Source organism: Aquimarina sp. MMG015 (genome assembly GCF_018100855.1).
Taxonomy (GTDB): domain Bacteria; phylum Bacteroidota; class Bacteroidia; order Flavobacteriales; family Flavobacteriaceae; genus Aquimarina; species Aquimarina latercula.
Window position 1 is genome coordinate 23,873 of the sequence record NZ_JAGJEB010000015.1, and the last position, 15,744, is coordinate 39,616.

The 15,744-nt window shown below is 32.2% G+C and carries 16 protein-coding genes; 8 read left to right on the forward strand and 8 right to left on the reverse strand.

Annotated features, from left to right (window positions below):
- Nucleotides 1–4 precede the first annotated feature (4 nt).
- The 6 genes from J8L88_RS21135 to J8L88_RS21160 all read left to right on the forward strand — a co-directional run bounded on the left by J8L88_RS21135 (nucleotide 5) and on the right by J8L88_RS21160 (nucleotide 7,245).
- Nucleotides 5–700: a hypothetical protein gene (locus tag J8L88_RS21135; protein ID WP_120650370.1), complete on the forward strand. Its 696-nt coding sequence runs from the start codon at nucleotides 5–7 to the stop codon at nucleotides 698–700.
- 152 nt (nucleotides 701–852) lie between these two features.
- The gene (locus J8L88_RS21140) at nucleotides 853–1,209 is read left to right on the forward strand and encodes a hypothetical protein (protein WP_211061770.1); all 357 of its coding nucleotides are present in this window, start codon (nucleotides 853–855) and stop codon (nucleotides 1,207–1,209) included.
- 101 nt (nucleotides 1,210–1,310) lie between these two features.
- Entirely contained in the window at nucleotides 1,311–2,537 is a 1,227-nt protein-coding gene (locus tag J8L88_RS21145) for a peroxiredoxin (RefSeq protein WP_211061771.1), read from the forward strand.
- A 142-nt stretch (nucleotides 2,538–2,679) separates the two neighbouring features.
- Nucleotides 2,680–3,780 carry a DUF2911 domain-containing protein gene (locus J8L88_RS21150; RefSeq protein WP_118386618.1) on the forward strand — a complete coding sequence of 367 codons (1,101 nt, stop codon included), beginning with the start codon at nucleotides 2,680–2,682 and terminating at the stop codon, nucleotides 3,778–3,780.
- 170 nt (nucleotides 3,781–3,950) lie between these two features.
- Nucleotides 3,951–6,044, forward strand: coding sequence for a phosphate acetyltransferase (gene pta, locus J8L88_RS21155; protein ID WP_211061772.1), 2,094 nt, complete (start codon nucleotides 3,951–3,953; stop codon nucleotides 6,042–6,044).
- Nucleotides 6,045–6,060: 16 nt separating this feature from the next.
- Nucleotides 6,061–7,245 carry an acetate/propionate family kinase gene (locus tag J8L88_RS21160; protein ID WP_211061773.1) on the forward strand — a complete coding sequence of 395 codons (1,185 nt, stop codon included), beginning with the start codon at nucleotides 6,061–6,063 and terminating at the stop codon, nucleotides 7,243–7,245.
- A 67-nt stretch (nucleotides 7,246–7,312) separates the two neighbouring features.
- On the opposite strand, the gene J8L88_RS21165 is transcribed toward J8L88_RS21160, so the two are convergent.
- The 3 genes from J8L88_RS21165 to J8L88_RS21175 form a co-directional block, all read right to left on the reverse strand.
- Nucleotides 7,313–7,498, reverse strand: coding sequence for a hypothetical protein (locus tag J8L88_RS21165; RefSeq protein ID WP_027394018.1), 186 nt, complete (start codon nucleotides 7,496–7,498; stop codon nucleotides 7,313–7,315).
- A gap of 199 nt (nucleotides 7,499–7,697) precedes the next feature.
- Complete coding sequence (locus J8L88_RS21170) at nucleotides 7,698–7,901, reverse strand: hypothetical protein (protein WP_027394017.1); 204 nt, start codon at nucleotides 7,899–7,901, stop codon at nucleotides 7,698–7,700.
- A gap of 81 nt (nucleotides 7,902–7,982) precedes the next feature.
- Entirely contained in the window at nucleotides 7,983–8,174 is a 192-nt protein-coding gene (locus J8L88_RS21175; RefSeq protein WP_027394016.1) for a hypothetical protein, read from the reverse strand.
- Nucleotides 8,175–8,534: 360 nt separating this feature from the next.
- Between J8L88_RS21175 and J8L88_RS21180 the strand changes: the two genes are divergently transcribed.
- Complete coding sequence (locus J8L88_RS21180) at nucleotides 8,535–10,463, forward strand: endonuclease (protein WP_211061774.1); 1,929 nt, start codon at nucleotides 8,535–8,537, stop codon at nucleotides 10,461–10,463.
- A gap of 77 nt (nucleotides 10,464–10,540) precedes the next feature.
- On the opposite strand, the gene J8L88_RS21185 is transcribed toward J8L88_RS21180, so the two are convergent.
- The 4 genes from J8L88_RS21185 to dnaN all read right to left on the reverse strand — a co-directional run bounded on the left by J8L88_RS21185 (nucleotide 10,541) and on the right by dnaN (nucleotide 13,850).
- The gene (locus tag J8L88_RS21185; RefSeq protein WP_211061775.1) at nucleotides 10,541–11,053 is read right to left on the reverse strand and encodes a hypothetical protein; all 513 of its coding nucleotides are present in this window, start codon (nucleotides 11,051–11,053) and stop codon (nucleotides 10,541–10,543) included.
- Nucleotides 11,054–11,157: 104 nt separating this feature from the next.
- Nucleotides 11,158–11,934 (reverse strand): type 1 glutamine amidotransferase domain-containing protein, encoded by a 777-nt coding sequence (locus tag J8L88_RS21190; protein WP_211061776.1) that lies wholly within the window; start codon nucleotides 11,932–11,934, stop codon nucleotides 11,158–11,160.
- Nucleotides 11,935–12,017: 83 nt separating this feature from the next.
- Complete coding sequence (locus J8L88_RS21195) at nucleotides 12,018–12,545, reverse strand: Crp/Fnr family transcriptional regulator (protein WP_211061777.1); 528 nt, start codon at nucleotides 12,543–12,545, stop codon at nucleotides 12,018–12,020.
- Between the two features lie 186 nt (nucleotides 12,546–12,731).
- Entirely contained in the window at nucleotides 12,732–13,850 is a 1,119-nt protein-coding gene (dnaN, locus tag J8L88_RS21200; protein ID WP_027394012.1) for a DNA polymerase III subunit beta, read from the reverse strand.
- A gap of 264 nt (nucleotides 13,851–14,114) precedes the next feature.
- Here dnaN and J8L88_RS21205 point away from each other — a divergent pair, with 264 nt between their 5' ends.
- The gene (locus J8L88_RS21205) at nucleotides 14,115–15,089 is read left to right on the forward strand and encodes a VPGUxxT family thioredoxin-like (seleno)protein, type 2 (protein ID WP_211061778.1); all 975 of its coding nucleotides are present in this window, start codon (nucleotides 14,115–14,117) and stop codon (nucleotides 15,087–15,089) included.
- 80 nt (nucleotides 15,090–15,169) lie between these two features.
- Here the strand turns inward: J8L88_RS21205 and J8L88_RS21210 are convergent, their stop codons facing one another.
- On the reverse strand, nucleotides 15,170–15,739 hold the full coding sequence (locus J8L88_RS21210) for a DUF1572 family protein (RefSeq protein WP_211061779.1): 570 nt from the start codon (nucleotides 15,737–15,739) through the stop codon (nucleotides 15,170–15,172).
- Nucleotides 15,740–15,744 lie beyond the last annotated feature (5 nt).

Consider the following 15,744-nt stretch of genomic DNA (forward strand, 5'->3'; position numbering starts at 1 on the left):
AAAAATGAAATTAGTAAGAATTATTATGGTATTGATGTTGATTTCCATTTGTGGCAATCATACAGCGTTGTCCCAAGGAAAATCAAAAGAAGCTAAAGAGAAAGTATCTAAGAAAAAAGCTAAGGGACAGGAGAAAATGAAGGGAAATAAGGAAAAAGTTAAGGAAAAACTCGATAAAGAAAAACAAAAGGGAAAGGATAAAATAAAGGAATCTGAAGAGGCAGTGGAAAATGGACTGAAAGATGTTAAAGAAGAAGGTAGTAAGTTAAAGGGCGAGGCTAAGAAAGCCAAAAAGATGGCTGAGAAGGAAACAAGAAAAGCAGAGAAAAAAGCCGATAAAGAACTCAAAGGAAACGCATATGGTAAAAATAAGGATGGACTTACTGGTAGGGAGTATGGACAGGCAAGAGCCGCAGATGCTAAACTAATGGCGGCAAAGAGTGAAGAAAGTTTAAATAAAGATGAGGAACGGTTAAAAAAAGGAAGATCTAAAATTGATGCTGCTCGAGAACGATTAGAAAAAGCTAAGGTCAAAGAAGGTGAGGATGCAATGACACCAGAAGAAATTGCTGATAAAGAAAGTAAGATTGCTAAAGCTGAAAAAAAATTAAAAGCACTTGAAGAGTCCTTAGAAAATGGTAAGAAAAAAGTAAAAGAAGAAAAAGATAAACTGAATAAAATATATCAGGAGAAGCAATAAATATTGCCCTTTTTTTTAGAGCTTTTTTTTGCCAAAATAAAAAGAAGGCTTTGTTTATTGTATTAAATAATGTATAATCAATATAATTATTTAATATAATCAAATTATTACGTATTTTTGAATTTCAAAAGAGTACTTTAAAAAGCCCCCAAATGAAAACTTTTAAAATAATTATTCTTTTATTCTTTTCTTTTGTTTTAGGTAACCAAAATAGTGTTGCGCAAAAATCGGATAAAAGTAAATCAGAACAGTTTATACCAGATCAAGTAGATTCGAAATCTATAAAAAGAGCAAATAGAACTGTGAATTCTTCGGATAAAACAAGTTTATATTCGGAACGTGAAAAGACAGCGAGAGCCTTAACAGCAAAGAAGTCTAAAAACAGTGGAAAACCAAGTTTAACATCAGAAGAGGCAAAAAGACGCATAGAATCTAGAGTTGCTGAGATTAAGCAGGAAAATAAAACAAAAAGGAAAAAGCCTTTAAAGAGAAATAAAAATAAACAATAAATAGATTGTTTTACCACACGTAAAATAAATTGTAATTTATAAAACTGTCTAGTTAGATGTAACGATCTAACTAGACAGTTTTTATATTCACACAAATACCTATGAATAAAATCTTATTAATAGTAATATCTGGAGTACTATTACTTTCCTGTAAAAAGGAGAAAACAAATAACGAAGTTTTAATTAAAAGTGGCCTTTGGAAGGCTTCTTTAGAAGTTCAAGATGATAAAGAATTACCTTTCCTTTTTGAGGTTTTTGAAGATCAAACATTGAAAATTTTTAATGCAGAAGAAGTGATTGATGTTGATGAGGTGAGTATTAAAGGAGATTCTATATTTATTAAATTCCCAGTTTTTGAAGGATATATAGCTGCGAAATTTCAGGATTCTATGACGATTTCGGGAAGTTTTATAAAAGAAAGTTTGGATAGAATCGTACCTTTTAAAGCAGAATTTGGTGTTAAAGATAGGTTCGAAGTGATTTCAAAACCTGCTGCCAATATAAAAGGGAATTGGGAATCAATTTTTAGTCCCGAAACTCCAGAAGATAGATATATAGCTAAAGGTGTTTTTAAGCAAAACGGAAATGTTGTAACCGGAACTTTTAGAACGACAACGGGAGATTACCGATTTTTAGAAGGAGTTCTTAACAATAATAAATTAGAACTATCAGCTTTTGATGGAGCTCATGCCTTTCTATTTACTGCACAAGTTACCGATAGTACAATGAATGGTCATTTTTATTCTGGAAATCATTGGAAAGAACCTTTTACAGCCAAACGTAATGAACAGTATGAATTACCTTCTGCAGATTCTTTAACTTTTATCAAAGAAGGATATGATAAACTAGAGTTTAGTTTTCCAGACGCTAAAGGAAATCAAGTTTCCTTAAATGATGAACGCTTTAAAGGAAAAGTAACGATGGTACAAATCATGGGAACTTGGTGTCCTAATTGTATGGATGAAACCAAATATTATGTAGATTATTATAATAAAAACAAGGATAAAAATATAGCATTTGTAGCATTAGCATTTGAGTATGCTAAAACTTCAGAAAAAGCATTTAAATCTATAGAAAGGCTTCGATCAAAATTAAAAGTAGAATACCCAATTCTTTTAGCTCAATATGGAACATCTGATAAAGAAAAGGCTCAGGAAAAGTTACCAATGCTAAATCATATTTTGTCTTATCCTACTACAATTTTTGTTGACAAAAAAGGAGAAATACGTAAAATCCATACAGGATTTAACGGCCCTGCCACTGGTCAAAAATATATTGATTATAAGAATGAGTTCGAAGGTTTTGTTAATCAGCTGTTAAAAGAATAATTGATTTAACAATTATTAGGACTTGTATCGTTAGTTTAACACTACGGTAACATCTTGATTAAGAATATCATCTTATTATTGTTTGAAGTGTATGACTTTTCTTTCATACAGAATTCAAAATATAATTCAAACAATTCAAGTCATGAAACAGACCAAACTTATAAGAGCATTTTTTGTGAGTGCAATAATGTTATTATCGATTCCGATGAATGCTCAGCTAAAAACTCCAGAAGCAAGTCAACGAGCTCAAGTTACTCAAAGAGTCGGAATAACAGATATTACTATAGATTACGGTAGACCAAGTGTAAAAGAACGAGAGGTTTGGGGTAAACTAGTTCCTTATGGATATAATAATTTAGGATTTGGGACATCCACGGCAGCACCTTGGAGGGCGGGAGCTAATCAGAATACTACTATAGAATTTTCACATGATGTAAAAATAGAAGGAAAAGATATTAGAGCAGGACTTTATGGACTTCATATCGCTTTAAAAGAAGGAGGAGGAGCAACAGTCATATTTTCTAAGAATTCATCATCATGGGGGAGTTATTTTTATGATGAAAAAGAAGATGCTTTGCGTGTTGATGTGCAATCCAAAGAAGTAGGGCATACAGAAACGTTACTGTTTTTATTTCCTTCTTTTGATGCTACTAGTACTACTGCAGCTTTAAGATGGGAGAAGAAAGAAATTCCGTTTAAGATAGAGGTGGACGTTGATGATATTGTAATGAAAGGGATTAAAGATGACCTCAGGAGTAATGCTGGATTTACACAATCAAACTGGGATAATGCGGCTAATTATGCTTTTAATTCAGGAGATTTAGATCAAGCACTTGATTGGGTAAATGCCTCAATAAGTGGTAATTTCTTTAGCAAAGAAACTTTTGGTAACCTATCTCTTAAGTCTAGAATTTTATCAAAACAAGGAAAGACAGTAGAGGCTATGGCAATAGTGGATAAAGCAACAACCAAAGGAAACGCTTCTCAGGTATTCCAATTAGGGAATGGACTTATTGGTCAAGGACAAAAAGATAAAGCTTTAGAGGTTTTAAAAAACAATGTAAAGAATAATAATGGCGTTTGGCCTTCTAATTATGGATTAGCTAGAGCTTACTCGGCAACTGGAGATTATAAAAATGCAATTAAATCAATGAATACTGCTATGAGTAAAGCTCCTGAAAGATTTAAAGGAAGATTATCTGGAGAATTAGAAAAACTAAAAAAAGGAGAAGATATTAATTAATGTCTTCCTAAAAATATAGATCAGTAATAAAAGGATTAGAGTTTTTCTGATCCTTTTTTTGTTGATTTAAAAGAAATAAAGTTAATGTTTTTAAAGCTTAATCTATTGATTATTTCTTGTTATATTACCTAGTATTATTACCATATCTTTGTACCACCAAATTTATATACATGAGTAAAGCTGTTTATATCGCTACTATCGAACCGAATAGTGGTAAATCAATTGTTGTTTTAGGGTTAATGAGAATGTTGCTGGGTAAAGTGGCAAGAGTAGGATACTTCAGGCCTATTATCGATGACCCAAAAGAAGGTGAGATAGATAATCATATCAATACTGTAATATCACATTTCGAATTAGACATTAATTATAAAAACACCTATGCTTTTACAAGAAGTGAGGTTCTTCAAAAATATAATCAAGGAAGATCTGGAGCAATTATAGATGGTATTATCCAAAAATATAAAAATTTAGAAGAAAAATTCGATTTCATTCTTGTAGAAGGAACTGATTTTTCCGATGAAGGTTCTATTATTGAGTTTGATATAAATGTAATTATAGCAAAGAATCTGGGAATTCCTTCGATTATTGTGGCTAGTGGAGTCGATAAAACTAAAGAAGAAATAACGGGGAACCTTAAGCTGGCATATGATACATTTACGAGTAAGGATGCAGAAGTATTAGCAATTGTTGCTAATAAAGTGGTTAATGGTTGTGAAAAAGAATTGAGTGCAAAATTAGATGATGATTTTGGTGCTGCTGTGGAAAAAATTATCATACCTAAAATTGGTTCCTTAATTAACCCAACAATAAGAGAAATTGTAAATGAATTAGATGGAAATGTTCTTTTTGGAAAAGAATTCTTAAATAATCAAGCAGGTAGTTTTGGAGTAGGAGCGATGCAGTTAAGAAATTATCTTACACATCTTAAGGATAATAGTTTAGTTATTACTCCTGGAGATAGAGCAGATATTATTTTAGGCGTTTTACAGGCAAATATTTCTGATAATTACCCTAAAATTTCAGGTATTATTTTAACTGGAGGAATAATTCCAGAAGAACCAATTCTTAAACTAATAGAAGGTGTTTCTCTATCTGTGCCTATTGTGTCAGTATCACAAGGCACTTTTTCTATAACTAATAGAATAGGTGCTATCAGATCGAAAATACACGCAGATAATTTACAAAAAATTAATACTTCTATTAGCACTTTTGAACAGTATGTAGATGAAGATCGTTTAGTAGATCCATTAATTACTTTTGAATCCGATAGTTTGACTCCAAGTATGTTTCAGTATAATCTATTGAAACGGGCATTAAAAAACAAAAAACACATTGTATTACCTGAAGGATCAGATGAGAGAATATTGAGAGCAACTTTTAGGTTACAGGCGTCAAATGTAGTTGATATTACTTTGATTGGGGATGAAAAGAAAATCAAGAGTAAAGCAGTTAAACTAGATATTCCTATTGATTTTAGTAGGGTTAAAATTATTTCACCTATAAATTCACCACATTTTGACGATTACGTACAAACATTTTATGAATTGCGAAAGCATAAAAATGTGAATTTAGACATGGCAAAAGATATGATGGCCGATGTATCATATTTTGGAACTATGATGATTTATAAAGGTCATGCAGATGGCATGGTTTCTGGAGCGGTACATACAACACAGCATACCATTCGACCAGCATTACAATTTATTAAAACAAAACCGGGAGTAAAAGTGGTTTCTTCTGTCTTTTTTATGTGTTTAGATGATAGAGTTTCGGTATTTGGTGATTGTGCTATTAACCCAAACCCAAATGCAGAACAACTAGCAGAAATAGCAATTTCTTCAGCTAAATCGGCTGCAGCATTTGGTATAGAACCTAAAGTCGCTATGTTATCATATTCTTCTGGAACATCAGGTAAAGGAGAAGATGTGGAAATAGTAAGAGCTGCTACTAAAATTGTAAAAGAGAAACATCCAGAGCTTAAGATAGAAGGTCCTATTCAATATGACGCTGCTGTGGATATGAGAGTAGGTCAGAGTAAACTTCCGGATTCTGAAGTAGCTGGACAAGCAAGTGTATTAATATTTCCAGATCTTAATACAGGAAATAATACATATAAAGCTGTACAACGAGAAACTGGTGCTTTGGCAATTGGTCCTATGCTACAAGGATTAAATAAACCGGTAAATGATTTGAGTAGAGGATGCACGGTAGATGATGTTTACAATACAGTAATTATAACAGCAATTCAGGCACAAGGATTATAAATAGTAAGATAATAACATGCGAATACTAGTATTAAACTCAGGGAGTTCATCAATTAAATTTCAACTCTTTAATATGCCTTCTGCTGAGGTTCTATGTTCAGGACTGGTAGAACGTATTGGTTTGGAGAATGCCAAAATAAACTATAAAACCAGCACCGATGATATCGAAAAAGAAGAGGCTATAGAGAATCATAAAATCGGACTTCAGTTAATTGCAAATTATTTATTAGACGCTAAAATTGGGGTAATAACTACAGCTTCAGAAATACAGATAGTTGGTCATAGAGTAGTTCACGGAGGAAGCACATATGCGGAGACTGTTTTGATTGATAATGAAGTAAAACAAAAAATAGAAAAACTTTCAGCATTAGCACCTCTTCATAATCCAGCTAACTTGCAAGGAATTTTGGTGTCAGAAGATATTTTTAAACAAGCTAAACAAGTAGCGGTATTTGATACTGCATTTCATCAAACAATGCCCGTTGAAGCTTATAAGTATGCTATTCCTAACTCTTTTTTAGAAGAACACAATATAAGAGTGTATGGATTTCATGGTACTAGTCATAAATACGTTTCGGAAAAAGCAATTGATTTTTTAGAAAAAAAGAATACTAAGATCATTACTATACATTTAGGAAACGGATGTAGTATGACGGCAGTTAAGGATGGTAAAAGTATAGATCATACTCTAGGCTTTGCACCAATGAATGGGTTAATTATGGGTACTAGATCAGGCGACATAGATCCAGCAGTTATCTTTTATATGGTTAATTCATTAGGGTATTCTTTAGAAGAGGTTAATTCATTATTGCAAAAGGAAAGTGGAATGCTTGGGTTAACAGGCTTTAGTGATTTAAGAGATATAGAGTCTGCAGCAGAAAAAGGGAATATTAACTGTCAGCAGGCTTTAGAAATGAACGCATACCGTATTAAAAAATTTATTGGCTCATATGTTGCTGTTATGAATGGTCTTGATGCTATTGTTTTTACAGCAGGAATAGGCGAAAATTCGGAGGTGGTAAGAAATTTGGTTTGTACTGAATTAGAATCTTTGGGAATTGAATTGGATCAAGATGAAAATGCTATCAGATCTAAGGAGATAAGGGACATAAGTAAATCTTCTTCCAAGGTTAAAATATTGGTAATTCCAACGAATGAAGAATTGGAGATAGCTAGACAGTCCTTTAATTTAATTTCATAAAAATAAAAACGATTACCCGAGAACTGTTCGGGTAATCGTTAAAGTATTAAAAACATTGGTTTTTTGGTTATGCCCAAATACAACTTCCGTTAGGTTGACAATAACCAAAGTCGCAAAACTCAAAACCGTTGAACATTTGACAACATTTTCTAGGAGGTCCACAATAAACGTAGTTACTCCAAGAACCTTTTATTTGTTCTTGATCCTTTTTCGTTAATTTTTGAATTCCTTCAAGGTTTAAGATTTTTTTCATTGTGTAAGTATTAAAGTTATTTTATATCTACAAGATAGGGTGTTAATGAATTGAAATACAAACTGAATTACTTGATATTTATAAATTTCAAGAACTTTTGGCTATGGTTCAAATCCATTTAAAATTGAGTGAAATATAAAAAAGAGGCAGTTTTCCTAGCCTCTTTTTATTTTATCTTTCAATATTATTGATACGCCGTTTAATAAAGAATACAACCTCCAAAACTTGTACATCTACCTGGTTCGCAAAAGCTACCTCCTGGGAAACTAATACGGCATCTGTTTCCACTACCATTAATTGGATTTGGATTGCAACAAGAGATATATGTATTTGCCCCTTTTATTGATCTTTGTTGTCCTTTACTAAGTTCTTGGACACCTGTTAATTCTAAGATTTTTTTCATTGTGTATTATGTTTGAGTTAAAAATATTAAGATGTGTTTTTGAGAAAGGCATACTAGTTTTACGTGCCTATAAATCTTATTCTAATATAGAATACATCTTCCGAAGCTATATGGATCACAATAACCAGGTTCGCAAAAACTTCCACCTGGAAAACTGATTTGACAACCTCTTCCAGAACTACAGCAGGATATATTACCCCATGCACCCTTGATAGATCTTTGTTGTCCTTTACTTAATTTTTGAATTCCTTGTAAATCTAAGATTTTCTTCATTGTGTAAGATATTTAAGTTAATCTCTTAAAAATAAGTGAAAATTCCCTAATTGCGCTAGGTTAAAAACATTAAATAAATGCGGTTTTGTAGTAGTTTTTATGTTGAATAAATTCTGCTTGTTGATTTTTGAACTGTTTTTGAAGTATTATTCTGATGTGTTATTGTAGGTGATAACTTATTAACAAACATGATTTTGTGTAAAAAACTGACTATCAGTAATTTAATCTTGTTTTCAGATCTAATTGATACATTTTCAACAGGTTGGGTAATGATTTGGTAACATAACCTTCTAGTAAATTAAACAAAATAGTTTTAGTTTCGAAACTGATAAAACTTACTAACTTAACTCACAACACTCAATGAAAAAAATAGTACTATTACTAGTAATGGGGTACTCTTTGGCTAGTTTTGGCCAAATTCCTTCTTACTATAATGATGTCAATCTTTCTTTATCTGGTCAATCACTAAAGAATGAATTAGCGACTAAAGTAACTAACACACAAACAAATACTCTATCTTATACTCCTGGAGTTTGGGATGCTTTAAAGCAAACTGATCTTGATCCAACAAATTCTTCAAGAGTTATTTTAATTTATGGGTATAATGATACGGATGGAAATACTACAACGGATAGAACTAGAGGTGTAGATAATAATGGAGGAGGTTCTACGGATTGGAATAGAGAACATGTGTACCCAAAATCATTAGGTAATCCAAATTTAGGAACTTCTGGACCTGGTGCTGATGCACATCATTTAAGGCCTTCAGATGTACAAAGAAATTCTAGCAGAGGTAGTCGAAAGTTTGCAGATGGTTCTGGTAATTCTGGACCAACCTCACAAGGGCATTGGTATCCTGGAGACGAGTTTAAAGGTGACGTAGCTCGAATGATGATGTTTATGTATATAAGATATGGTAATCGATGCTTGCCATCTAACGTAGGTATTGGTACAGCTGTTTCTGGAGATTCTGATATGATCGAGTTGTTTTTAGAATGGAATGCAGAAGACCCAGTTTCTACCTTAGAATTACAAAGAAATCCAATTATAGAAAATTTACAAGGTAATAGAAATCCATTCATTGATAATCCTGCTTTTGCTACTCAGATATGGGGAGGACCACAAGCTGAAGATCGTTTTGGAAGTACTGGAGGTGGTGGGAATACATTGTGTAGCTCTACAGTAACTACATTTCCTTATAATGAAGGGTTCGAAAACACATTTGGAGCATGGAAGCAAGCTACATCGGGAGATGATTTTAATTGGGCTACTCGTTCCGGAAGCACTCCTTCTTCTAATACTGGTCCGAGTTCGGCCAATGCTGGTTCCTACTATATTTATATGGAATCTTCAAGCCCTAATTATTCAAATAAAAGGGCGATATTATATTCTCCTTGTTATGATATTACGAGTGCTACCCAAGCAACTATTTCATTTAAGTACCATATGTATGGAGCTTCTGCTATGGGAAGTCTCGCATTGGAAGCTAGTTTGGACGGAACAAGTTGGACCTCTATATGGAGTAAATCAGGAAATCAAGGGAATTCTTGGGAAACAGCTTCTGTAAACTTAGCAGCTTATTTAGGTGAAAAAGTACAATTACGTTTTAATGGAATTACAGGTACTACTTGGCAAGGCGATATGGCTATTGATGCAGTCAGTATATCTACTTCGGGAAGTACAGGAGGAGGATCCACAACTAGTGATGTAAATCTAAGAATTACTTTTGATCAGTATCCAGAAGAAACTAGTTGGGAAATAAGAAATGAAAGCAACCAATTAGTTTTTTCTGGAGGTACTTATGGGTCTCAGACTGATGGTTCTACGATTAATTTATCAAGAACGTTAGATGTAGGATGTTATACATTAGTAGTAAAAGATTCTTATGGCGACGGTATCTGTTGTAGTTATGGAAATGGTTCTTATGAATTAACAGATACTAGCGGTAGTGTATTGGTTTCAGGAGGTTCTTTTGGTTCTCAAGATACTAAGAGTTTCTGTGTTACTTCTACATCTAGAGTTGGGATTGATACTATTGAAGAGAAAGTAGAGAAATCAAATGTCTTTGATTTTAGTTTTTATCCGAATCCTGTGAAAGGTAATTTGAACTTACAACTGAATGATGCTGTTGAAGCAAACTATCAAATTGTAAATTATGTAGGTCAAGTTATGAAAAAAGGAGAGCTTACTGCAGAATCAATTCAACTTAATGGATTATCATCTGGGATGTATTTTATAATTATAGATACTGGAGAGCAAAAAGTAAGTAAGAAATTTACTAAAGAATAATTAGTACAAAAACATATTAAATAGTATCAACCTTACTTTTTTTAAGTGGGGTTGATTTTTTTATGATTATGATAAAACTATGTTTGGTGTTTTTTATTAGTTAATTTTTGCCATATAAATATTAGTATTTTATAAAGTAAGTAAAATAAAGGAATTCCTATAACTAAGCTAAAAATGATTAATAAAAAAGCAAGTTTACCACCTATAAATGGAATCTTACTTACTTTCGAAATAAGAGTTACCTCGCTATACATGTAATATGCACTTATAACCGATAGTGTTCCTAAGGTAACATACAGGAGGTCTTTTGAGAAATTAAAATTACTGTAAATATCTGCAATTGTAACACATTGATAGATGTGGTATAATAAACCAATTCCTAAACTGATAGAAAGGATATATATAAGTTCTTTCTGGTTTTTATATTGACTACCGGTAATAAAATTATTTTTTAAACAAGCTGCGCATAACGTTGGATTATTGTGTACGCAAGTATGACACATACCTTTAAAACAATTATTACATCTACTTTGCGCAAAAAGGTTACGATGCGTATGGCAAAAATATTTTTGTTTCTCCTCCTCTGTCATGTGTTTTATTTTGGGAAATAAATGTGATGTAAAAATATTAAAAAAGCGCAAAATAGTTAGTTTTGCGCTTTTTGATTTAGTCCAATGTATGTTATGAGTTTGTGTTACTTCAATTGGCCTAATAATTTTTCTGCAACGAGTTCAGAAGAAGCAGGGTTTTGTCCAGTAATTAACAATCCGTCTTCTATTGCGTATGGTGCCCAATCATCCCCTTTGGAGTACGTTCCTCCATTATTCTTTAACATATCCTCTACTAGAAAAGGTACTACATCGGTTAATTGAACTGCAGCTTCTTCTGTATTAGAAAATCCAGTAACTTTTTTTCCACTGACTAAAGGTGATCCATCATTTGCTTTTGTATTCTTAAATATAGCAGGTGCATGACATACCGCTGCAACAGGTTTAAGTTGTTCATAAAAAGTTTCAATCAATTTGATCGAATTTTTATCTTCGGCTAAATCCCACAATGGTCCATGACCACCAGGATAAAATATAGCGTCGTAATCACTAGCATTAATGCTCTCTAGTTTTACACTGTTTTTTAAAACATTTTGAGTTTCTTGATCTTCGTTAAATCGCTTAGTAGCTGGTGTCTGAAAATCTGGAAGTTCACTTTTGGGATCAATTGGTGGTTGTCCTCCTTTAGGAGATGCGATGGTGATATCTATACCTTTATCTTTCAAAAAATAGTAAGGTGAAGCGAATTCTTCAATCCAGAACCCTGTTTTTTCTCCTGTATTTCCTAAATCACTATGACTTGTTAATACAAATAATACTTTTTTCATTTGGTTTTTTTGTTTTGATATTTTCTTACTTCCTGTTTCTTTCCCGCACGAAGCAAATAATACAATTATTGCGGTAAGACCGATGATCTTTTTCATGAATAAAATTCTTCTGTTGTTTATTAGAAACAAAATTAGAATATCAGAAAAACCAAAAAAATGATCTATGGTAAGAAAAGTATTTATTTTTTGGCAATCTCTTTTCGAATTCTACTAAGACTTTCTGATGTTATTCCTAAATAAGAAGCAATATGATAGTTCTTTACTAATTGCTCGATATTAGGATATGTATTTACGAATTCGATATATTGTTCTTTTGCTGTTTTTGATAAATCTCCAATGATTCTCTTTTGAAAGGAACCGATATACGATTCAGTTTTTATTCTAAAGTAACGCTCTATTCCAGGGATCAAATCAAAAATTTCTTTCATATCATCTCTAGAGAGTCTTAAAACCGTAGCATCCTGAATACATTCAATCTGAAGAATTGCTTTTTCTTTCTTGAAAAATGCAGTATAATCACTAATCCACCAGTCTTTTATTGCAAATTGTATGGTATGTTCCTTTGCTGATGTATCTGTAAAAAAAGATCTTAAACAACCGCTTTTTACATAGTATTGATAAAAAGTGGTATCATTTGGATGTAATAAAGTTTCTCCTTTATTTATGGTTGTTTTCTTAAGCTTTTTACTGATGATATTTTTATGCATTTCACTCAATGTTAAACCCTGAAAAATTTCTTGGAGATGCATATGGTATAGGTTCTAAATACGTTTTTTACTACTGTAAAAATATTAAAAAAGAATAAGCTTTATGAGCTAGGTATATACAAAATAAAAGAGTCTGACTATAAATGATAATCAGACTCTTTTTATGTTGTTTTCAGGTAATATGTACTAGTTGTTTAGCATTACGGGCATTACAAGCATGGTAACGCTTTCACCTTCATCTAATCCATCAGTAGGAGTTAAAATTCCGGCTCTGTTAGGTAATGACATTTCTAGCTGTACATCATCTGCATTAAGATTATTCAACATTTCACTTAAGAAACGAGAATTGAAACCAATCTGCATATCATCTCCTTGATAATCACAAGTAAGACGTTCTTCGGCTTTGTTAGAATAGTCAATATCTTCTGCTGAGATATTTAATTCTGCACCTGCTATTTTTAATCTTATTTGATGTGTAGTTTTGTTTGAGAAAATAGAAACCCTACGTACAGAATTTAAAAATTGAGTACGCGCAATTGTTAATTTATTTGGGTTTTCTTTAGGGATTACTGCTTCGTAATTAGGATACTTACCATCGATCAATCTACAGATTAACTCTGTATCTTCGAATGTGAATTTAGCATTAGACTCATTGTATTCTATTAATACTTCTGTATCACTACCAGCTAAGATACCTTTTAAAAGGTTTAAAGGTTTTTTAGGCATAATAAATTCAGCAGATTGAGATGCTTTTACATCTTCACGAGAGTATTTTACTAATTTATGCGCATCCGTAGCCACAAACGTCAAACTTTCTGTAGAGAACTGAAAAAATACTCCACTCATAACCGGTCTAAGATCATCATTACCAGTAGCAAAAATAGTTTTGCTAATCGCAGTAGCTAAAATATCTCCTAATAATGTTGTAGAACTTGGATCTTCTAATTCTACAGCTTTCGGAAATTCTTCTCCATCTGCATATGCCAATGCATATTTACCGTGATTAGAACTGATTTCTATAGTATTATTATCTCCTGCAACAAAAGTAAGTGGTTGCTCAGGAAACGTTTTTAAAGTTTCTAATAATAATTTTGCTGGTACTGCAATAATTCCTTCATCTGATGACTCAACCTCTAGTTTAGCAGACATAGTAGTCTCCAAATCAGATGCTGAAACTGTCAAGGAGTTATTATCTAATTCAAATAAGAAGTTATCTAGGATAGGTAGTGTATTACTATTATTGATAACTCCACCTAATACTTGAAGTTGTTTTAATAAATACGAACTGGAAACTATGAATTTCACCCGTTTAATTTTTTTAGATTAGTACTGTTTTTACAGTAGCCATATATTAATGGCTAACGCAAATATAATTGTAATCTACAAGGATTTCATTATGCCAAAAACGTTAGTTATTAACAAACAGCTAGGAGTTATTGACTATGCTCGATGAGATGTAGATATTACCTTGAATATCTTATAAGATGATTCTTCAAAATAAACCATCGTTTAGTGTTAGTTTTTACGATAAATATCGACGTATTAAGCAAAATTTTTGCTGTGATACTTATGAAATCCAAGATCCAATTTATACTATGTCTGTTACTTACAAGTAACCTTCTTTTGGCTCAGAAAACAACTGATCCTTATAATCAAAATGAAGAATTAGGAAAAGTACGATGGTTGCGTGATTATGATACCGCAATAGCGTTGGCAAAAAAGGAAAATAAAGATGTGTTGATTTTATTTCAGGAAGTCCCAGGTTGTAGTACTTGCAGAAATTATGGACATAATGTTTTAAGTCATCCTCTTATGGTGGAGGCTATAGAAAATTCATTTATACCTTTAGCCATATTTAATAACAAAGGAGGAAAAGATGCACAAATACTTCGTAAGTATAATGAACCTAGTTGGAACAATCCCGTAGTTCGTATTGTTGATAGTAATGGAGATGATGTAGTAAAACGCATAGGAAATGACTATTCTGCGTTGCGTTTGTGTGAAAGTATGCAACAAGCTATTGAAGAAAAAGGGCAAAAAATTCCTAAATATATCAATTTATTAGCACAAGAATTATCTGTAAAGAAAGCACATAAAGCTTACTATAAAATGTCGTGTTTTTGGTCTGGTGAGAAAGAGTTAGGTAAATTAACAGATGTATTAAATACAGAATCAGGTTTTATAAATTATAGCGAAGTGGTAGAAGTTACCTATGACCCTAAGGAATTGACCAAAAAAGCATTAGATACATATGCAACATCTAATGGGATGATCGTAATTGATAATCAACAATCGTATCAATCTTCATCAAAGGATATACATTACTATCTACAACAAACAAAGTTCAAATATATACCGTTGACCACGATTCAGCAAACGAAAATTAATAGTGCTTTGGGTGATGGTAAGCCTACATTACATTTCTTAAGTCCTACTCAGTTAAAATGGTTTAAAGCGATTAAAAATAATACAGATGAGGTATTGTTTCATATAAGTTTTGCTAAAGCCTGGACCAAAAAAAGCAAAGGAAAAGGAGCTATCTAATACTTGTTATAGTCTGGTAGTTTTATGAAAGAGAGATTTATAATATCACTTTTATCTTGAGGATATGATATTGTTTTAATTTATTCACCTTTCATCAACTTATCTGTATAATGTACTTTATGTTTTGGTTGGGCAAAACGTTTTGTATTATAAGATTTAGAAGCTCCTTTAGCTATAGAGAGTGTTTTCCAAGACTGCGTACTAACCATTTTTCCTATAAATACGATTTGACCAATATGATAAGAATAATGAGCAAGTTGTCTATTGATTGCCTCTGTAATGGTGTGCTCAATATTTCGTATATATATTGTTTGATCGAAATTGGTTTCATTAATAGTGTCTAAGGCATTAAAAAGACATTGCCATCCCTCGTTCCATTTGATTAATAATTCTTCTTTAGATCTTATGTCATTTTCAAACTCTTTATCACGCTCTCTCCATTTTTTTTCTCCATCAGAGGTTAGAAAATCTGTCCAGCGAGATTTCATATTACCCCAAAGATGTTTCACAATAATTGCAATACTATTGCTGTCTTCATTATGCTGCCAAAACAAATTTTCATCAGAAACTTGATCAATTGTTTTTTCCCCTAGAGATTTGTAGTACAGGAACTGTTTTTTGATTCCTGATATATATATAATAGTATCCATTGTTC